The sequence below is a fragment of the Thermoplasmata archaeon genome, assembly GCA_036395115.1.
Taxonomy (GTDB): domain Archaea; phylum Thermoplasmatota; class Thermoplasmata; order RBG-16-68-12; family RBG-16-68-12; genus RBG-16-68-12.
Genome location: DASWDU010000034.1, coordinates 39,990 through 58,671, shown reverse-complemented (window position 1 = coordinate 58,671; position 18,682 = coordinate 39,990). Strand labels below are relative to the sequence as shown.

Here is an 18,682-nt window from a genome sequence, read left to right as displayed (position 1 = left end):
ACCTGACGTCGCTTGCGGACTCAGGTCAGTTTCATGCTTAACTTGCGCTTCTCGACTTCTTTGTCGTCGAGCATCTTGAATCCGTCTTTCGTGATGATCGCGACGTCGATCCCTTCGCCCGAGACCGCGTCCCGCTTCATCGCCGCGGTGACGGCCCGGATCGCGAGGTTCGCCCCGTCCTCCGTCAACATGTCATCCTTGAAGTGGTCCTCGAGGACTCCATAGACGTAGGGGCTGCCGGACCCGCTCGAAACGAACTTGTCCGGGAGGGACCCGCCGGCCGCGTCGAGCGAGTACACATGGCCGCCCGCGCGGTCCCAGCCGCCGATCACGAGCTGCACCCAATATGGGTAGAAGCGGCTGCCGCTGAGGATGTTCGCGGTCAGCGTCGCGCACGCCTCGACGGGCATCGTGACGCCACGCTTGAGCTTGTACAGTTCGACTTCCGCGGTGATGTACCGCGCGAGGACCTGCAGATCGCCGACGAGGCCCGCGGTCGTCAGGCCGAGGTTCTCGTCGAGCTTGTACACCTTCTTCGTGTGCTTGTGCGCAATCAGCGTCCCAGCCGTCGCACGGCGGTCCGCTGCGAGGACGACCCCATCCTTGCAAACGAGCCCGAGCGTCGTCGTGCCGGTCTCGACTTCTTTGGAAACCGTTGACATCTGAACACTCCCGTTCAAAAGGGTGTCACAAGGTGACGGCCGAAGCATACGGGCCGCAGTATTTAAGAATAGCGAATCAAGGCCGATAGGCGGTAACGACTCCGCTCAATTGTCTTATCCTTTCGGGTCCGGAGGAGGTCGCGCGCCTTCCTGCCTCCGGGATCGCGGGGCTGGACGCCTCAGGGATGTATCCCCATCCCTCTCTTCGCCGACGCACGATGGCAACCGCCCTCCTCGGCTCCGACGTCCCACACCACCAAAAGAAGGCGACTCCGGTCGGGCGGAGGGAAAGACTATGGGGGGCCATCGAATATTCGCGGCGGGAGGAGTGGGCATGAACTCCGCAACGAAGAGACGCTTATGGCTCATGTTCGCCGGGCTTCTGATTTCCCCGCTGTCTCTCTTCTGGCGGCCGGCGTACATTATTTCGGTGGCTTTGTTCATCTTAGGATTCATCGCGATGCTTCGGGGCCGGGGCATGCGAGCCATGGGAGAAGAATGAAGCCCGATGACCTCACCCGGAAGAGTTCTCCCTTGAGCGGATGGAACGGGAGGACCTTCAAGCATTCCCGGGGAGGCCTACATGTAGAAGGCCCACCAAACCGCAACGAGGACGATGACGACGACCGCGACCCCGACGTACGCGTACGTCTTCCGTTTGCCCTTCTTTTCGCCGCCGAGACCCAGACCTGCGACATCGTAGGACATGTCGGACCCCGGCGGGCGAAGCTGCGCGGTCGTATTAAGGATTTCGTCGCTTAGGAGGGGTTTGTCCCTCGCCCTGCGCCAGCACGAGATCCTCCAGGAGTGGTCCGATGCGAGACGCCGGTTCGAAGTGGACCGTGTATGCGATCTTCTCCTTCGGCAGGGCGACGTTCGCCGCGCTCACGAAGACCGTGAGCCCGCCCCCCTCCGCCGCAACCCGGAGGACCTCATCGCGCGGGACCGAGACGAGTTCCCGACCTTCTTGATCCTCGAAGAAGAACGCGACCGCGCTCGGCATCGCGCGGAGCTTGACCAAGAAGTATCCGGGATCCTCGGGATCCCGCGTCGCCGGAGACGCCAAGAACAAGAGGCCCGCCTCGTGCCGGTACAGATGCCCGTCGACCTCGCGCAACAGCGGGATGCGCTTGCCATCGTGGTCCATCGACACCTCCGCGCGCCCGTCCGCCTCCCCGAGCACGCGGTACGATGCCGCCCCGCTCCCCGCGACCTGGGAGAACGTCACCCTGGAGACGCTTCCTTCCCCGGCCTCGAGGCGGACGCGAAGACGCATCGTCGCGAAGCCGAGGTCGTAGATGCGATCCTCCCTGTCGACGTAGCCGAGGATCATACGGATGCCTCAGGCACCGAACCCTTTCCGGAACTGCTCCGCGATCTCACCGAGCTCGACCTGGGAGAAGCTCTCGAAGTCCGACACGGCGCCGTACTCCGTGAGGTGCTCTTCCCGGTAGATGTTCGGGATCACGGACGCCACGGTCTCCTCGGACAGGATGAACTTCACCGCGGCCTGGGAGAGGCTCATCCCCTTCCCCTCGTAGATCCAGCTCAGGTTCGCCGCCTGGTCCCTCGCCCGCTCAACCCACGCCGCTTCCTTCACCTGGAGATCCCCGTCCGCGGGGAAGCGGACCGCGTCGGGGCTCGATTCGAGCACGCCGCCGGCGTGCGGCGCGCGGATCACCATCCCTTGGTTGATCTCCAGGGCGACCGGGAAGAACTTCCGACCCGGCTCCTCTTCGAGGAGGTTGTAGTACGTCTGCACGCAACCGAGGTCGCGCTTCCGCATCGCGGCTCGCCCTTCCTCGAGGCCACCGGGGCCCGGGCCGAGCGCGATCCCGACGTAGCGGGCTTTCCCTTCCGACTTCAGGTCCTCGAGGGTCTGCCACACGCCGGCGTTCGCGACGGTTGCCGCATCGGGGTAGTGCAGCTGCACGACGTCGACGTAGGACGAAGCCAGCCGATCCAGGGTCGCGTCGAGCGCCTTGCGGATGCCGGCCGGCGAGAAATCGACCCCGCCATCGGTGCGGCCCACCTTGGTCGAGATGATGACGAGCTCCCGCCGGTCCTGAAAGGCCCGTCCGAGCAAGCGTTCCCCGCGCCCCGCCCCGTCCGTGGGGGCGACGTCGAAGTAGTTGATGCCCGCGTCGTACGCCTTGTGGAGCAAGTCGACGGCCTGGTCGTCGGTGAATTCGCCCCACCGGCCGGTGGCGAGGGTCCACAGGCCGAACCCGACCTCCGAGACCTCGAGCTCCGTCTTCCCCATCGGACGATAGTTCACCACGGGGACGCCTCGGGACCGCAAAGGGTGCGGGCGTATTTGACCGCGACGCTCCCCGAGGGCTTACCGCCACGACACGTAGAACAGGGTCGCGAACCCGACGAGTTCCGCGGCGTTCAGCGCGAGCATCGGGACCGCGACGCCCGCCCCGAAGTCCTGGCTCATGACGACGTAGAAGTAGACCGCGGCGAGGTTCTCGACCACGAAGAGGGCCGCGAACACCACGAGGCCGAAGGAGAAGGGGGACCTCAGGTGGCGATAATTCCCGACGTAGACATAGAGGAGTCCCGCCAGAACCGCCACGCTCGCGAGGGCGAGCCCGACGTCGATCATCCAAAAGGTCCCGAGCGCCACGTTACCACGTGCCGAGTCGGATGTGCACCATATTTACTTTTCCCCAACGCGGCCCTCGATGAGCCGCCAGATTTCGAGGAAGTCGTCGAAGTGCACCTGGAGCCGAGGCGAGAGGGAATACAAGATGCCGTAGCCTTCGTGTCCGAGCGTCATGACGCAATCGTTCTCCCGGAGCACATCCAAGTGATGGCGAACCGTTTTGTAGTCGAGACCGAGTTGGCCTGCGAGGTCGTTCGCGTTGTACGGCCGGTCGTGGAGCGTCCGCAAGATCCGCGCGCGGTTGATGCCCCCGCGGGTTGCCGCGATGAGATACCACAACCGCTTGTCCATGAAGCCGCGCACCCAACCGTTCTTCGACAACGTACCCGGTGGCTCGGCCATCCAACACCGCATCCGCGAACGTTCTAATATTACTATCGAAATAGTCAAAATGGTGGCGTCCGTCCCGGTCGAGCAGTCGTGGAGACGCAAGGCGCTCGGTTGGTTCCTGGAGTTCCGGCTGATCCCGGTCCTGCTCTGGTCGTACACGGCGGTCGTGCTGGGGACCGCGGTGGCCTTCGCCGTCGCCGGGAGGTTCGAGCCGCTCTGGCTTGTGGTGGCCCTCGCCCTCGGCGGCCTCGTCCAAGGATGGGAGACGCACGCCATCAACGAGATCTACGATTGGCGGAGCGGCACGGACCAGATCGGGCTCCGCGCCCTGTCCGGCGGGAGCAAGGTCCGGAACATGGGCTTGCTCGAGGAGCGGGATCTGTGGCGGATCTTTGCCTGCGCGACCTTCGGCGTCGCCGCGTTGACCGCCTGGGTCGTCGTGGCGCGCGCACCGTGGCTCGCCCTGATCATCCTCGCCGGGTACCTCATCGGCCTGGCGTACACCGCCCCGCCGATCGCGATGTCGTACCGGCCCTTCACCGGGGAGTGGCTGGGCGGATTCCCCGGCGTCTTGCTGTCGGGCCTCGGCGCGTACGCGATCCAGGCACTCTCCGTCTCGCTCGTGGCGGTGATCGCCCTGGCGGCCCACGCCCTCGCGTGCACCGGCATGCTGGTCGTCCATCACTATGCCGATGCGCCGATGGACGCGGCGGCGGTGCCGCCGAAGCGCACGACCGTCGTCGCCCTTGGGTTCCGGAATGCGAAGCGGTACGCCGCGGGGATGGTCGTCGCGGCAGTCATCCTCGACCTCTGGCTGAGCGTCACCTTCCACACCGCGTTCTTCTTCGCCGCCGTCCTCACGCTCCCGGCGATCTGGTTCCATCTGCGGATCGACGCGGCGGACCTCGAGTCAACGACCCGCAACGAACTGAGGGTCATCCAGCTCGGCATCGCCGCGGGCTTGACGACATCGGTCTTGCTCGCGCCGCTGCTGTGGCCTCTCCTCCCTCTCGCCGCGCTCGGTTACTTCGCGCACCTCATGGTAGCCGCGCCGCCTCCCGCCCTCGCCCGCGCATGGCGCCGCGCACCGGCACCGGATTCGCGGAACCGCTAAGGGCCTCGGAAGAAGGAAATACGGCGGGGCGAGTGCGGACGTCGTGCGGCGCATCGGATTCGTCGTCAACCCCATCGCGGGGATGGGCGGACGAGTCGGCCTCAAGGGGACGGACGGCGTCGTCGAGCAGGCGAGAGCCGCGGGGGCCGAACCGGTTGCACCGGAGCGGGCCCGCCAGTTCGCGAACGAGTTCCTATCCGCCGCGCGCGCGAGTCCCTTGCCCGATGTCCGATGGCTCACCTGCGAAGGACCGATGGGCGGTGAGCCGCTTCGAGATGCCGGGGTCGTCGATGCGCAAGTGGATGTCGTCTACCGGCCGGGCAACACGACCACGGCGGAAGACACGAGGCGGGCCGTCGACGCGTGCATCTCCGGCGGGGTGGAGCTCCTCCTCTTCTGCGGCGGAGACGGCACGGCGCGCGATGTCGCGGAATCGGCGAAGGACCGCGTCCCGATTCTCGGAATCCCGGCGGGCGTCAAGATGCATTCGGGCGTGTTCGCGGTCTCCCCGCGGGCGGCCGCCGAATTGACCGTCGCTCACCTCCAGGGCAGCCTGCGTGTCGGATCCGCCGAGATCCTCGACCTCGACGAGGACGCATACCGCCGAGGCGAGTGGCGCGTCGCACTCGTCGGGACGGCGAAGACGCTCGTGGAACCGACGCTCGTCCAGGCCGGCAAGCTTCAGGTCGCGGAGGTGAGCGAAGAGTCGACCCGCGAGGAACTCGCGGATCACTTCCGCGAGCTGTTCGCGGGAGAGCCGGGCACCCTCTTCTTCCTCGGCCCTGGCTCGACGATCGCGTCGATCGCGACCGCCCTCGGTCTCGAGAAGACCATCCTAGGGATCGACGCGATCCTCGGCGGCCGGACGGTCGCCAAGGACCTGAACGAGCGGGGCATCTTGTCTTTGCTCGATGCGCACCCGAAGGCGAAGCTGGTCCTCAGTCCGATCGGCTCGCAGGGCTTCCTCCTCGGACGCGGGAATCTCGAGGCGAGCCCGGAGGTCCTCCGGCGGATCGGGACGCGGAACCTGATCGCCGTCGCGACGCCGGGCAAACTCGCGATGACGCCGGTGCTGCGGGTCGACACGGGCGATGCGGGGCTGGACGAGGAATTCCGGAGTCGCGAATACCTCTTCGTGCTCATCGGATATCGCACATCGAAGCTCCACCCGATCCAGCGATGAGCCCGCGAGGGCCAGGAACCAAGTTGAAATACCCCAGCCCTATGCGAGGCACGACCGGGGAAATGCGGGCATGGCCGGCACAATGAAAGCCGCAGTGAAATTGAAGCCGTCGTCGCGGAGCACGGAAGTCCGATCGGTCCCGATCCCCGAGCCCGGCCCGTCGGAGGTCTTGATTCGCGTGCAGGTCGCATCGATCTGTGGGACGGACGTGCACATCTTCGATTGGGACGCGTGGGCTCAGGCCCGCATCAAGGTGCCGCTCATCCAGGGACACGAGTTCGCGGGGCGGATCGAACGGCTCGGTTCGGAGGTGACGGGCCTCGAGAAGGGGGCGTACGTGAGCGCGGAGGGCCACGTCGCGTGCGGCCGCTGCTACATGTGCCGCACGGGTAACGCGCACGTTTGCAAGACCGTGTCGATCCTCGGGATCGACCGCGACGGCTCGTTCGCAGAGTACCTCAAGATCCCCGCGACGAACGTGATTGTGAACGATCCGGACCTTCCGCCGGAACTCGCGACGATGCAAGATCCGCTCGGCAACGCCGTCTATACCGTGACGAACGCGAATGTGCCCAGCAAGACCGTCGCGATCTTCGGCCTCGGTCCGATCGGCCTCATGGCCGTCGCCCTGTGCCGCGCGATGGCGGCCGCGCGGGTCATCGCCATCGGCCACACGAACCGGTACCGGATGGACCTCGCGAAGGAGGTCGGGGCGCATCACGTGCTCGCGTCGAAGGCCGCCCTCGTCGACGAGATCAAAAACCTGACATCGGGCGAAGGCGTCGACGAGGTCCTCGAGATGTCGGGGAGCGAACAGGCGTTGCGGCAGGCCCTGCAAATCGTGCGCCCCGCCGGGGGCATTCATATTCTCGGGTTCTACACGGAGGACGTGACGATCCCGATGTCGGAGCTCGTGACGAAAGGCGCGTCGATCCACGGGATCCACGGCCGGCTGATGTTCAAGACGTGGGCTCAGATGGGCGGACTCCTGAAGAGCGGCAACGTGAATCTGCGGCCGCTCCTCACGCACAAGTTTCCTCTCGACCGGTACGACGAGGCGATGGACGTGATGCGAAGCGGCAACTGCGGCAAGGTCGCGTTCCCGATGGAGGGATGACGCTGGCGAACCGAGATCCGACCTCTTGGATGCGCGCGGAGTACGAGAACCTCGTCGCGCAGAGCCTCGACTGGAAGCTCCGGGTCCTCCAAGGGCCGTCGGCTCCGCGCAGCGTCGTCGACGGGAAGACCGTCATCATGCTTTGCTCGAACAACTACCTGAACCTGTCGAATCATCCGAAGGTGAAGCGGGCGGCACGCGAGGCGATCAAGACGCACGGCGCGGGCAGCGGCAGCGTGCGGCCGATCGCCGGGAACATGGACCTCCACGAGGAGCTCGAGCGCCGGATCGCCCGCTTCAAGCGGCGCGAGGCGGCCCTGTTCTACATGAGCGGCTTCGCCGGGAATGCGGGGCTGATTTCGCAGCTCGCGGGCGACGGCGACGCGATCCTGACGGACGAGCTGAACCACGGGAGCATCATCGACGGCGTGCGACTGACGAAGGCGCAGCGGATCATCTATCGGCACTGCGACGTCGGCGACCTCGAACGCGCGCTGAAGGAGGCCGACGCCACGGCCAAGAAGATCCTCGTTGTGAGTGACGGCGTGTTCTCGATGGACGGCGACATCGCGCCGGTCGGCGACATCGCGAAGGTCAGCGAGGAATTCGGGGCGATGGTGTACATCGACGACGCGCACGGGGAGGGAGTCCTTGGGGACGGCGGCCGTGGCGTCGCCTCGCACTTCCACGTCGAGGAGAAGATCCAGGTCGAGCTGGGCACGTTCTCGAAAGCCCTCGGCGTGGTCGGCGGCTACATCGCCGGGTCGAACGACCTCCGGAACTACGCGCTGAACAAGTCGAGGACCTGGCTCCTCAGCGGATCCCACCCTCCCGCGGTCACGGCCGCCTGCACCGCGGCAATCGACGTCCTCGAGACGGAGCCGAGGCACGTCAAGAAGCTGTGGTCGAACACGAAGTACTTCAAGAAGCGGCTCGTCTCGCTCGGCTTTGACATCGGGCGGAGCCAGACGCCCATCACGCCCGTCATGCTGGGCGATTCCGCGACCGCGAAGCGGTTCAGCGAGCGGCTGTTCGAGGAAGGGGTGTTCGCCTTGCCGATCGTATTCCCGATGGTCGCGAAGGACAAGGCGCGCATCCGGAACATCGTGAACGCCGGGCTGAAGCGCCAGGACCTCGACGACGCTCTCGTCGCCTACGAGAAGATCGGAAAGGAACTGAACGTGATCCCCTAGATGTCGTCGCGGAGCTTGCGGCGGGCATAGAGGATCTCGACGACCTCGTAGCCGAGCGAGCGGAAGACGGCCTCGGAGGCCGCGTTGTCCGTTTCGATGAGTGCACAGAACATCTCGATGCGCCCGGCCCGCAACGCGCGCTCGCACGCCCGCACGAGTCGGCGCGCCAGCCCCCGCCTCCGGTATGCGGGGTGTACCGCGAGCCGATTGATCCAGCCTTTGCGGGTGTCGTGCGTCCCGAGGACCGCGCCCACGAGCCGACTTCCGTCAAACGCGCCGATGTAGAGACCGGGGTGGGCTCGCAGTTGCCGTGCGATGGCGGGACGGGAATCCCTTCCCCGCGCCTTCGGCTCCATCCCGCACGCTCGGAAGAGCGCGATCATGTCGTCGTAGTCGCGGAGCCGCAGCGGGCGGATTCGAACGGCCATCGTCAGTCCCGGGAGACGAGGTGCCTGGCTGGACCGGCGAAATGCGCACGCGCGTCCGCAGGGAGACGTTCTCGAAGAAACGGCGGCATCATCGCGAACGCGCGGAGTTCCGAAAGCGGCAGCAATCGCATGCGGATGTGGGACTCGCGGCTCGGGACATATCCGTCGGAATCCGCCGACGGGAACTCGGAGTTCAGATCGACCAGGAAGTAGAATCCGATTTCGTGGGTCACGATCTCCCGGAGGGTGTAGAAGTTCTCGTGGACGTACAGGAGTTTCTCGGCCTCGACGTTGAGGCCGCTCTCCTCGTAGAACTCGCGCGACATGCACATCGCGAGGGTCTCCCCGAACTCCAGGTGGCCGCCCGGGAGCGCGTAGCTCCGGCTGCCCCGTCCGTCGTCTCCCTCTTGGGCGAGGACGGCGTCGTCGTGTACCAGGACGCCGCACGCGCGGACGAGGAACTCGCGGCCACCCTCAAGCGATCCGAGCCCCAAGCTCTCCCTCCGAATCCGGGCGGAGCATGACGACCCGCCCGTCGGGCTGAACCGCGCCGAGGCAGAGGACCTCGGACAGGAACGGACCGACCTGCCGGGGCGGGAAGTTCGTCACGGCAACGACCTGACGGCCCGCAAGGTCCTCCTTCGCGTACCATCGGCGGATCGCCGCCGAACTCTTCTTCACACCGAACGGTCCAAAGTCGATCCAGAGCTTGTACGAGGGGTTGCGTGCCTCCGGGAAGTCCTGCACGTCGACGACCTTGCCGACGCGCATCTCGACCTTCGCGAACTCCTCCAAGGTGATCGGCGCCATCTGCCTCGCCTGCGCGGAACAGGCCCCGTCGATTTGAGGCCTTGCCCTCAGACGGCGCGCGATTCGGGGCTGCGGACGCCGAGGTGCTTGCAAAGCCGCTCGTGCTCCTCGCGGCTCGTCCACTCCACGCGGAGATAGTCGGCGATCTCCCGGTCCGTCATCCCGAGACGACGCGCCTCGTCGACCGCGATTCGATACGCCTCGATCTCCGTCGGGCGGTCGACGTAGTTGTACCGACGGTCCCAGAGCTCGCGGCCCGCATGCCACTGGCGGATGTGCGTGAGTTCATGCAACACGTCGAGATACAGAATGCGCGACTCCCCCGTCCGCAGGTAGCCGAGGCCTGCCACGACGTTGCCGGCGTCGTCGTCGATGTACATGTACACTTTGCCCTTGATCGGGTGATTCCCCCATCAGCCCCGTCAGACAATCATAGGCAGTCAGTGAGCGCGGGAGTCGGTCTGCCGCACCCCGAGGCGGCGGCACAGCCGCTCGTGCTCTTCGCGGCTGGTCCATTCCACCCGGAGATAATCGGCGATTTCCCGGTCGGTCATCCCGATCTTCCGGGCGACTTCAACCGCGACCCGGTAGGCCTCCACCTCGGTAGGCCGGTCTACGTAGTCGTACTTCCGATCCCATAGTTCCTTCCCCTCGTGCCACTGGCGGATGTGGGTCAATTCGTGCAGGATGTCGAGGTAGAGGATTCGGGCCTCGCCGGTCTTCAGGTATCCATGCCCGAGGTTCACCCACCCCCGCTCGTCGTCGATGTAGGCGTAGGAGTCTTCGGGGACCAGATTCACGCGCGTCTCGGCCAAGACCTTCTCCCGCAGCCCGTCGTTGAAAAGCGCGATGAAGTTCGGGTCCCGATCCAGGCCGGGGAACACGGTCGTGAGCGGCTTAGGGCCTACCCCCAGCCTGCGGTTGATCCGGACGCTTCTCACGCTTGACCGCAAGTCAGCCCGAGAGAATGAATGTTTTGGGACCGACTCCGCAATACCAGATATTGGGGTCTGGGCCGCTCCCACAACATTGCGGGGACGTGGTTAGGAGGCCGCCAGACGCATTACGGAGGCCGCGGCTGTGTTTGCCCCCGTGGATCAAAGGCCTCCGCCAAAGTGCGGCTAATGGTTTGGCCCCGCTGGTGCTGAGCCTTTAAGGTAGTACTTCGTGCCCCTCCTTTCCCCGCGCACCTCAAGCTCGGTGCCGACCATCTGGCCGAGCACCAAGCTAGCCAGTTCCGGCCTAATCCCGAGCGCCGCTGCGACGGTGCTCCTTGAAACCCCCGGCGTTCTTGCAAGGAGGTCCTTAATCTGGACTTGTAAGTCTCCGAGTGGGTCGGCTTTCTTCTCAGGCGGGAACTCCTGGGCGATGAGGAACGTGAGGGCACGCTCAAGTTCTGCATAGGACCGGTGCTCAAGCCGGTCAAACCCCCTGACATCCGCGGGCACTTCACTAAATTCTGTCTTGCCTGGATCGAACAGCAGGAACTTCTTCTCGCCAAATCCGAGAGCCAGTCCATACTCCAAGGTAACGTTTGGATTCCACCCTGAGATGTCGAAAATGGAGAACTCTGCTTCTTTGATCATGAGGGCGATCTTTTCCAAGATGTGGACATCAAGTATCTTCTGGTCGGCAAACGTGAATTTCACGCCGAGCGCCTTTCCCACGCGATCAAACACAGCCCGATAGTCTTCTCCAGCGAATAGTTTGTATGGATACGCCACGAAGACTGTCCTCGGCTTCTTCCCAATAGAGCGCGCACTCACCTTGACCTCAACGGCCTCCGACTGTGATGCCGCCAACCAGGTCCCTCGGGGGTTCGGTAAGACTCTTCCGCTCAATATTCGTTCCTCTCCCGCTACCTGCCGAGATAGGGATCAACTCGCCTACGGCACGAGGAGGCTTCGGACTGGCCGCTTCACTCGCGAGCTGTCGAAGGCTCGTGCCCTCGGAACCAGGCCGCAAGAGCCTTGTCGTTGCGCCGGAGCCACGCGGCGTTCACGCGGATCTTCTCCATTACCTGTTTCACGGTCCGCCGGACGCCGGGCGACGGATGACTCTTGAAGAAGGCCTCGATCTCCCGCGCCCGATTGGCGCTTGCGAACGTCTCCGGGACTGCGGCGAGCCCGCGGATGAGGAATCCGGAAGGTGAATACCGCCGATACAACTCATCCCAGTTCGCCTTGATGAAGGTCCACGCGAGGTCCCTCCCGACGCTCGGTCGGCTCGTCGCCACGCCCCGGATCACGATCGGCGCATCCTGGAACCGGACTGCGTCCGACAGGGCCCGAGCGAGGGTTTCCCGGAGGAGGGATTCCCCTCGGGGCCGCGTCAGGGCGAGGAGGAGGCGGACCTGCTCCTCTTGGAGCGCCGACTTCTGCTCGAGCCCCCACAAGGTCTCGTACGTCGCCTCGTCCGCCTCCTGGGCGACGAGCCCGTACACGACGGAACGCAGGTCGGGAGGCAGGGACGCGGGATCCTTCAGGGAGTCCGCGAAGCGCCTCGACGCCTCGTCCAAGACCGGTCGGTCCAAGTAGTGGCCGAGACGGGAGAGCACCGTCATCCGGCGCAGGGCGTCGAGGTGGCCTTCTCCTTTCTTAGGGGCCCATCCGGTGCGGGCCACGACCGGTCGAAACAGGTCCCTCGCGTACTCGTAGAAGGAATCCAGGTACGGCCGGTCGGCGATCAGGCTCTCGAATCCCATCAAGGAATCCGCGATCCCTTGCCACACGGTGGTGTTGTCTTCGTCTCGGTACGCGGACGTCAGCTCGAGGAACGACATCGCCGGCAGGTATCCGGCGACCGTGAGGGCGTACGCGTCGTTCTGGAGGCCGAGTCGATCTTCCGCCTCGAGCTCGCCCGCCACGACGGCCCGCCGTAGCCGGTCCCATTCTTCCGGAGGGTAGTTGACCCGGTAGAAGCCGGACTGCCCCGCATTCACCTTGATCCAATCCCGGTCCGGAGGCCTCTTCCCCTTGGCGACCTTCCGGGTCTCCGTCCGCTTCTCCATCAGGGACCGTTCCACCTCGGGCGCACCCGCCCGCGCGATCCGGACGGGGACCTTCCAGAGCGCCTTCCCCGCCGGGGCTCCCGCGAGGTGCTCGTACAAGAACCGGGACTGGGTGAGCCTCACCGTGGCCTCCTTCGCCTTCCTGGAGATTTGGACGTCGACGAGGGGGAAGCCGGTCTGCTTCGTCCATGTGCCCATCAAGGCCCGCACGGGCTTTCGGGACACGTCCTCGAGCGCCGTCCAGAGGTCTTCCGTGCGGGCGTTCCCGTATCGATGCGCGTTCAGGTAGCGCCGCAGCCCGCGGCGGAACGCGTCTTCGCCGAGGAACTGCTCGAGCATCCAGAGGATCGACGCGCCCTTGCTGTAGCTGATTTCGTCGAAGATCTCGCGGATCTCGGCGGGGTCCTCGACCCGGACCTCGATCGGATGCGAGTTACGGAGGCCATCGAGGCCGAGGCCGCGAATCGTGTCGAAGAGGAGGAACTGCGTCCACATGCGCCACTCGGGATGGAGCGCGTCGACGGCCTTGTTCCCCATCCAGGACGCGAAGCTCTCGTTGAGCCAGAGGTCGTCCCACCACGCCATCGTGACGAGGTCGCCGAACCACATGTGGGCGGTCTCGTGCGCGATAACGTCCACGATGTTCTGGCTCGTCTGCGCCGACGACGTGGACGGGTCGAAGAGGAGGATCCGTTCCCGGTACGTGATCGCGCCCCAGTTCTCCATCGCGCCCGCCGCGAAATCCTGGAGGGCCACGTGGTCGAGCTTCTCGAGCGGATACGGGATTCCGTAGTACTCGTTCAGGTAGGAGAGGATGCGGGACGCGCTCTCGAGGGCCCAACGACCGTGGCCGACCCGATCGGGCAGCGCCCACACGCCGAGCTCCGTCTTGCCTGCCATCGAGCCTTTGAGGGCTTCCAGCGGGCCGATCACGAACGCCAGGAGGTACGTCGACATCGTCGGCGTCTTCGCGAATCGCACGCGGTGCGTCCCATCGACGAGGCGCTCGTCTTGGAGGACCGGAGTGTTCGAGACCGCCGCCATTCCGTCGGGTACGATGAGCGTCACCTCGAAAGCCGCCTTCGCCGCCGGCTCGTCCCAGCAGGGGAACGCGCGGCGGGCGTCCGTCGCCTCGAACTGAGTGGCGGCCATGTAGCCCTCCTTGCCCGCCGTCGTGGTGTACTTGCTCCGGTAGAATCCCGCGAGCTGATCGTTCAGTGTCCCCGTGAAGCCGAGGGCGAGCGTGGCCGCGCCTTTCGGGATCGGGTCCGCGAAGGTCAGGCGCACCCGCTCGGTGGTCGGCTCCGTGTCGATCCGGGCGGCGGGCACCGGGCGGCCCCGGGACGACCGCACGGTCGCCTCGTGGACCTGGAGCTCCTTGGCGTTCAGGATGATCGTCTTCACGGGCCGCGCGACGCGAATCCGAATGGACTCGCTCCCTCGGAAGGTAAAGTCCCCGAGATCCGGCCGCAACTCGATCGAATACGTCTCCGGTCGGACGGTGTCGGGTAAGCGGTTCGACGTCGCCATGCGAGGCCCTGGGGTCTCCGGTCGCCGGCAGCGTCTTGGCGAATATGTAGTTAACGTCACGGAATCGGGCGTCGGCGGCCGACCGGATGTGGCGGCTACCTCGGCTTCTGGCGGCCCGCGAGGGCACGTTCCCGCCACAGGCTGAACCCGCCCTCCCAGACGAGAAACAGGCCGAGAACGAACGCGAGCAGTCCGAAGCCTTCCGCGAGGTCGTGGTCCCCGAGGTCGACGAGGAACGTCGCGACCGTGACGACGCACGCCGCGAGCCCGGCGACGAGCGTGAGCGCGGCCGATCGGCGCTCCATCGGCCCGCGGAGCGGCGGTTCGGTACAAGAAGGCCTCGGACGACCGAGGGATTATGGCCTTCCACGGACTCCACTGGACCGATGGCGACGGATCGGCGGGACGAGATCGCCGCGACGTTCGAGCGGATCCGGCGCCCGCTGCAATGGCCGATGGAGAACTTCCGCCGCACGCGGATCGCGAACCACGGGTTCGTGGGCTACCGCTTCTCCCGCGTCCGCCGAACCGCGCAAGCGGGCTTCTCGTTCGGCTTCGCGCTGCGAGTCGGCGTCTTCCCCGGAGTCGCGGATCCGCCCGAGGTCGTGGCGTACGCGTTCGTCCGCCCGCCGAACGGGACGCTCCACGAATCGATCGTGCGCCGGCCGAGCAGCCCGGTGCGACGGCTCGTGGCCTCGAGCCGCAAGATGGGGTTCCCGTTCGAATTCCATCCGGAGGGCGAGGTCGCCGCGGTTCGGCACCGGTCGATGCGGCGCGTCCCGCGGGAGATCTTCGTCCTCGTCGCGTCGGACTTCTTCATGCTCTGCTACCAGCCGCTCCGCTCGTCCGGATTCCTCGAGCGGGTCCGCAAGGCCACCGTCCGTGCCGGGCGGTGAGCGCTCACCCGGCCATCTCGAGGGCGAACGCCGCAGGGACGTGGGGGCGGTCGACGACCTCGTAGACCTTCGTCCAGTTGTCCGACAGATCCCGCGTGCAGCGGAGCACCCCGAGGTCGACGAGGCCTTGCAACCGCTTGCGGGTCCGCGACGCGGGCCATCGGAACCGGATTGCCATGAACTCGGTGACGGCCCGCTCCCGCGTGACCCCGTTCGCGAAGTGCACCTGGATCGCCGTTGCGACGAGCGCCAAGTCCTCTCTCGCGTCCGCGTCTTCGACCTCGAACAGGACGGCCCACAGCCCCTTGATGCGTGCCATGGGAAGCGCATGGAGGACGGGTCCCTCTCCCTTCCGCGTGCACGTAACGTACGTCCACGCGTCCGAGAACAATACTTTAATCGGCCGGGGTCGATACATCGGCGATGGCGGTGGACACGGAGATCGTCCCCATCGAGAACCCGGACGGGCTGAACGTCATCCTCGGTCAGACCCACTTCATCAAGACGGCGGAGGACGTCCACGAGGCGCTCGTCGGGTCCGTCCCCGGGATCCGATTCGGCGTCGCGTTCTGCGAGGCGTCCGGGCCGTGCCTGGTCCGCGCGGAAGGGAACGATCTCCGACTGAAGGGCCTCGCGGCGAAGAACGCCCTGGCGGTCGGGGCCGGTCACTTCTTCGTCGTCTTCTTGGAGGACGCGTACCCGATCAACGTCCTCCGGGCGCTTCGAGACGTGCCCGAGATCGTGACGATCTTCGCCGCGACGGCGAACCCCGTGGACGTAATCGTGGCGACGACGCACCGCGGACGCGGCGTCCTCGGCGTGGTCGACGGAGATCGGGCGAAAGGCGTGGAGACGGAGGGAGACCGCGCGGAGCGAATCGCGTTCCTGCGCAAGATCGGCTACAAGCTGGGCTGACGATGTGCCGGATGCTCGCGGTCGTGAGCCGGAAGCCCGTGCCGGCGGACACGCTCCTCGCGTTCCGGCAGCTCGCCGACACGGGCCGGAACTTCCGGGATTTCGGATGTCCGCAGCCCAACCCGAAGTCCGGCCACCCGGACGGCTGGGGGATCGCTTGCGTAGCCCAGGAGGGCGAATTCTACGCGCGGAGCGCTGCGAAGGCGACGGCGGATCCGAAGTACGAGGACGCGATCCGCCAGATGATCCGGACGTGCAGCCCGCCGCTCGTCCTCGTGGCCCACCTCAGGTACGCGTCGAAGCGGGACACGATCCAGGAGCGCTACTGCCACCCGTTCCGCCGCGAGGTCGACGGCCGGACCGTGTTCTTCGCGCACAACGGCGAGATTGCGGAGTTCGGGGTGCAGGACGGGCAGATCGACTCGCAGTTCATCTTCGACCGGTTCGTCGAATCGCTGGGCCCAGAGAGCCGTCCGCTCCCGGAGGTGAAGCAGGCGATCGCGAAGGCGAAGGCGAGCATCGACGAGCGCTTCCCCCGGAAGGTCGAGTCGTACACGTTCCTCCTCCTCGATGGCGAGAGGCTGATCGCCCACCGCGACGCCCGGACGTGCGTACCGTACTACACGCTGCACGAGACCGGCACGGAGGAGATGCGGGTGGTGTGTTCGGAGGTCCTCCCGACGTTGCCCGGCCGGTGGCGCATGTTGCGCAACGGCGAATCAATCGAATTCCGGCCGTAGATCCCCGCGAGGCCCGGGCCCGCCTGCGTGACTCATCCCGAGAGAATTTTCCAGTTCTCCAACCGTCGAAGCCGAGCCTCCCCGTGGGCAAGGGTTATATAATTCCTGTCTCGTAGGGTTTGTACTATTCTCCGTGGGGGAGGACTGTTGGCGTGCGGGAAGTAGAGATTACGACCCAGTGTCCGGAGTGCCACGGGGAGCACCTGGTCCGGGACTATGGGCGGGCGGAGATCGTCTGCGAGGACTGTGGGCTTGTGCTGGACGACATGATCATCGACGAGGGCCCGGAATGGCGGGCCTTCGATTCCGAACAGCGGGAGTCCCGCGAGCGGGCCGGGCCGCCGGGCACGATCATGGCCCACGACAAGGGCCTTTCGACATCGATCGGGTGGCGGAACAAGGACGCCTACGGGCGCCAGATCCCGCACAAGTCCCGAGCCCAGATCTACCGGCTGCGGAAGTGGCAGCACCGCATCCGCACGTCGAAGAGCGGGGAGCGGTCCCTCGCCCAAGGCCTGACGGAAATCAACACGATGGCGTCGAAGCTGGGCCTCCCGCGTCACGTCCGCGAGAGCGCCGCGGTCCTATACCGGCGGGCGTCGACGAAGAACCTCGTCCGCGGGCGCTCGATCGACGAGGTCGTCGCGGCGACCTTGTACGCCTCGTGCCGCCAGTGCGGCGTGCCGCGGACCCTCGACGAGATCGCCTCGAAGTCGAGCGTCAACCGCAAGTCAATCGGCCGCACGTACCGGACGCTCGTCCGGGAACTCGGCCTGAAGCTGCTCCCGCAGAGCCCTCGGGACTACATCGCGCGGTTCTGCAATCGGCTGAACCTGGAGATGGACGTCCAGCGGAAGGCGAAGGAGATCCTGGACAAGGTCGAGAAAGACGAGTTGGCGTCGGGCGTCGCGCCGAGCGGCGTCGCCGCCGCGACGATCTACATCGCGGCCATCTTGTCGAACAAACCGTGCACGCAGAAGGAAGTCGCCGAGGTCGCCGGCGTGACGGAAGTCACGATCCGGAATCGGTACAAGCGGATCTCTGTGGCCATCGGAATGAACAAGTGAGCCCCGGCATCGCCTCCGCGCCCCGCAAGGTTTAAGCGAGCGGGTCCCTTCCGAACCAAACCTGCGGTGGGCGGTTGGTTTCCGAATCGATCGAGAAAGGGGACATCGTCTGGCTCGAGTATGACGCCTGGACGATCAACCCGACCGGGACCCAGACCCTCTTCGACACGACCCACGACGAGGTCGCGAAGAAGGAGGGCAAGTTCGACGAGAAGAAGGTTTACATGGAAGCCCCCGTCGTCGTCGGCCGCGGCCGGCTCTTCGAGGGTCTCGAGGAGGCGCTCCTCCGGGCGACCCTCGGCGAACCGAAGGAGGTCGTGATTCCTCCGGAGAAAGGCGCGGGCGCGCGGGATCCGAGGCTCGTCGAGCTTCGGACGGAACGGGAGTTCCTCCGCCAGGAGATCAACCCGGAGGTCGGGATGGAGGTCTCCATCAAGGGCAAGCACGGAGTCGTCACGGCCGTCAGCGCGGGCCGCGTCCGGGTGGACTTCAACAACCCGCTCGCCGGCAAGACGCTGAAGTACGCCTTCCGCGTGACGCGTAAGGCGAAGACCCCTGAGGAACGAATGCGGGCCATCCTCGACATGGACTACGGACTCGGCGATCAGTTCAAGATCCAACTGAAGGACGGCACCGCCGAGATCCAGCTGCCGGACGTGTGCAAGACGGACGAGAAGTGGTTCGTATCGAAGTTCCGCGTCGTCGCGGACCTCCGCGAGCTATCCGAGCTCAAGACGATTCGGTTCCTCGAAGAGTACGAGAAGAAGGAGCCGAAGGCCGCCGAGGCGGCGCCCGAGGAATCGAAGGCGAAGCCCCCGGAGGGCCCGCCTCCGAAGAAGCCGAGGAAGAAGGCGACGGCCACGAAGGCGAAGAAGCCCGCCGAGACCCCGAAGGAAGAGGAACCGCGGTCGTCGGAGAAGGCGCCCGAGGAACTCTGATCCTCTGAGCCAAAAAACGCGGTCTGCGTCGCACGCTGGGCCGCATCGGTTCATCGAGGCCGAAATTTTAATGGCGGG

General features: G+C 65.8%; 24 protein-coding genes. 9 read left to right on the top strand and 15 right to left on the bottom strand.

The genetic code is table 11. The features are described from left to right. Positions 1–20 precede the first annotated feature (20 nt). The 6 genes from psmB to VF992_08135 form a co-directional block, all read right to left on the bottom strand. On the bottom strand, positions 21–662 hold the full coding sequence (gene psmB / locus VF992_08160; protein ID HEX9341125.1) for an archaeal proteasome endopeptidase complex subunit beta: 642 nt from the start codon (positions 660–662) through the stop codon (positions 21–23). Between the two features lie 579 nt (positions 663–1,241). Continuing rightward, entirely contained in the window at positions 1,242–1,370 is a 129-nt protein-coding gene (locus VF992_08155; protein HEX9341124.1) for a hypothetical protein, read from the bottom strand. 34 nt (positions 1,371–1,404) lie between these two features. Beyond that, complete coding sequence (locus tag VF992_08150; protein ID HEX9341123.1) at positions 1,405–1,995, bottom strand: hypothetical protein; 591 nt, start codon at positions 1,993–1,995, stop codon at positions 1,405–1,407. Positions 1,996–2,004: 9 nt separating this feature from the next. Further along, complete coding sequence (locus VF992_08145) at positions 2,005–2,943, bottom strand: aldo/keto reductase (protein ID HEX9341122.1); 939 nt, start codon at positions 2,941–2,943, stop codon at positions 2,005–2,007. 60 nt (positions 2,944–3,003) lie between these two features. Then, complete coding sequence (locus VF992_08140) at positions 3,004–3,294, bottom strand: hypothetical protein (GenBank protein HEX9341121.1); 291 nt, start codon at positions 3,292–3,294, stop codon at positions 3,004–3,006. 33 nt (positions 3,295–3,327) lie between these two features. Further along, positions 3,328–3,675, bottom strand: coding sequence for a winged helix-turn-helix domain-containing protein (locus VF992_08135; protein HEX9341120.1), 348 nt, complete (start codon positions 3,673–3,675; stop codon positions 3,328–3,330). Between the two features lie 52 nt (positions 3,676–3,727). Here VF992_08135 and VF992_08130 point away from each other — a divergent pair, with 52 nt between their 5' ends. The 4 genes from VF992_08130 to VF992_08115 all read left to right on the top strand — a co-directional run bounded on the left by VF992_08130 (position 3,728) and on the right by VF992_08115 (position 8,270). After that, entirely contained in the window at positions 3,728–4,777 is a 1,050-nt protein-coding gene (locus tag VF992_08130) for a prenyltransferase (protein ID HEX9341119.1), read from the top strand. A 43-nt stretch (positions 4,778–4,820) separates the two neighbouring features. Further along, positions 4,821–5,960 carry an ATP-NAD kinase family protein gene (locus VF992_08125; GenBank protein ID HEX9341118.1) on the top strand — a complete coding sequence of 380 codons (1,140 nt, stop codon included), beginning with the start codon at positions 4,821–4,823 and terminating at the stop codon, positions 5,958–5,960. 70 nt (positions 5,961–6,030) lie between these two features. Beyond that, a complete protein-coding gene (gene tdh, locus VF992_08120; protein ID HEX9341117.1) occupies positions 6,031–7,077 on the top strand; it encodes an L-threonine 3-dehydrogenase in 1,047 nt (348 codons plus the stop codon). Then, positions 7,074–8,270: an aminotransferase class I/II-fold pyridoxal phosphate-dependent enzyme gene (locus tag VF992_08115; protein HEX9341116.1), complete on the top strand. Its 1,197-nt coding sequence runs from the start codon at positions 7,074–7,076 to the stop codon at positions 8,268–8,270. The genes tdh and VF992_08115 overlap by 4 nt, the downstream gene beginning before the upstream one ends. Here VF992_08115 and VF992_08110 read toward each other — a convergent pair. From VF992_08110 to VF992_08075, 8 genes are all read right to left on the bottom strand, one after another. Further along, positions 8,267–8,698 (bottom strand): GNAT family N-acetyltransferase, encoded by a 432-nt coding sequence (locus tag VF992_08110; GenBank protein HEX9341115.1) that lies wholly within the window; start codon positions 8,696–8,698, stop codon positions 8,267–8,269. The genes VF992_08115 and VF992_08110 overlap by 4 nt on opposite strands. Positions 8,699–8,700: 2 nt before the next feature. Then, the gene (locus VF992_08105) at positions 8,701–9,192 is read right to left on the bottom strand and encodes an NUDIX domain-containing protein (GenBank protein HEX9341114.1); all 492 of its coding nucleotides are present in this window, start codon (positions 9,190–9,192) and stop codon (positions 8,701–8,703) included. Continuing rightward, a complete protein-coding gene (locus VF992_08100) occupies positions 9,173–9,508 on the bottom strand; it encodes a tRNA-binding protein (protein ID HEX9341113.1) in 336 nt (111 codons plus the stop codon). The genes VF992_08105 and VF992_08100 overlap by 20 nt, the downstream gene beginning before the upstream one ends. A 47-nt stretch (positions 9,509–9,555) precedes the next feature. Next, positions 9,556–9,888 (bottom strand): hypothetical protein, encoded by a 333-nt coding sequence (locus VF992_08095; GenBank protein HEX9341112.1) that lies wholly within the window; start codon positions 9,886–9,888, stop codon positions 9,556–9,558. A gap of 60 nt (positions 9,889–9,948) precedes the next feature. Next, complete coding sequence (locus VF992_08090) at positions 9,949–10,449, bottom strand: hypothetical protein (GenBank protein ID HEX9341111.1); 501 nt, start codon at positions 10,447–10,449, stop codon at positions 9,949–9,951. Positions 10,450–10,629: 180 nt separating this feature from the next. Next, positions 10,630–11,310 (bottom strand): hypothetical protein, encoded by a 681-nt coding sequence (locus VF992_08085; GenBank protein ID HEX9341110.1) that lies wholly within the window; start codon positions 11,308–11,310, stop codon positions 10,630–10,632. Positions 11,311–11,426: 116 nt separating this feature from the next. Further along, positions 11,427–14,048: a M1 family metallopeptidase gene (locus VF992_08080; GenBank protein ID HEX9341109.1), complete on the bottom strand. Its 2,622-nt coding sequence runs from the start codon at positions 14,046–14,048 to the stop codon at positions 11,427–11,429. A 95-nt stretch (positions 14,049–14,143) separates the two neighbouring features. Next, positions 14,144–14,353 (bottom strand): hypothetical protein, encoded by a 210-nt coding sequence (locus tag VF992_08075; GenBank protein ID HEX9341108.1) that lies wholly within the window; start codon positions 14,351–14,353, stop codon positions 14,144–14,146. A gap of 81 nt (positions 14,354–14,434) precedes the next feature. Here VF992_08075 and VF992_08070 point away from each other — a divergent pair, with 81 nt between their 5' ends. After that, positions 14,435–14,944 (top strand): hypothetical protein, encoded by a 510-nt coding sequence (locus VF992_08070; protein HEX9341107.1) that lies wholly within the window; start codon positions 14,435–14,437, stop codon positions 14,942–14,944. A gap of 4 nt (positions 14,945–14,948) precedes the next feature. Here the strand turns inward: VF992_08070 and VF992_08065 are convergent, their stop codons facing one another. After that, positions 14,949–15,335 (bottom strand): hypothetical protein, encoded by a 387-nt coding sequence (locus VF992_08065; GenBank protein ID HEX9341106.1) that lies wholly within the window; start codon positions 15,333–15,335, stop codon positions 14,949–14,951. A gap of 38 nt (positions 15,336–15,373) precedes the next feature. On the opposite strand from VF992_08065, the gene VF992_08060 reads away from it, so the two are divergent. The 4 genes from VF992_08060 to VF992_08045 all read left to right on the top strand — a co-directional run bounded on the left by VF992_08060 (position 15,374) and on the right by VF992_08045 (position 18,604). Beyond that, entirely contained in the window at positions 15,374–15,859 is a 486-nt protein-coding gene (locus VF992_08060; GenBank protein ID HEX9341105.1) for an adenosine-specific kinase, read from the top strand. A gap of 2 nt (positions 15,860–15,861) precedes the next feature. Next, the gene (locus VF992_08055; GenBank protein ID HEX9341104.1) at positions 15,862–16,599 is read left to right on the top strand and encodes a class II glutamine amidotransferase; all 738 of its coding nucleotides are present in this window, start codon (positions 15,862–15,864) and stop codon (positions 16,597–16,599) included. 152 nt (positions 16,600–16,751) lie between these two features. Further along, a complete protein-coding gene (locus tag VF992_08050; GenBank protein HEX9341103.1) occupies positions 16,752–17,666 on the top strand; it encodes a transcription initiation factor IIB in 915 nt (304 codons plus the stop codon). Positions 17,667–17,740: 74 nt separating this feature from the next. Further along, a complete protein-coding gene (locus tag VF992_08045; GenBank protein HEX9341102.1) occupies positions 17,741–18,604 on the top strand; it encodes an FKBP-type peptidyl-prolyl cis-trans isomerase in 864 nt (287 codons plus the stop codon). The last annotated feature ends 78 nt before the right edge of the window (positions 18,605–18,682 follow it).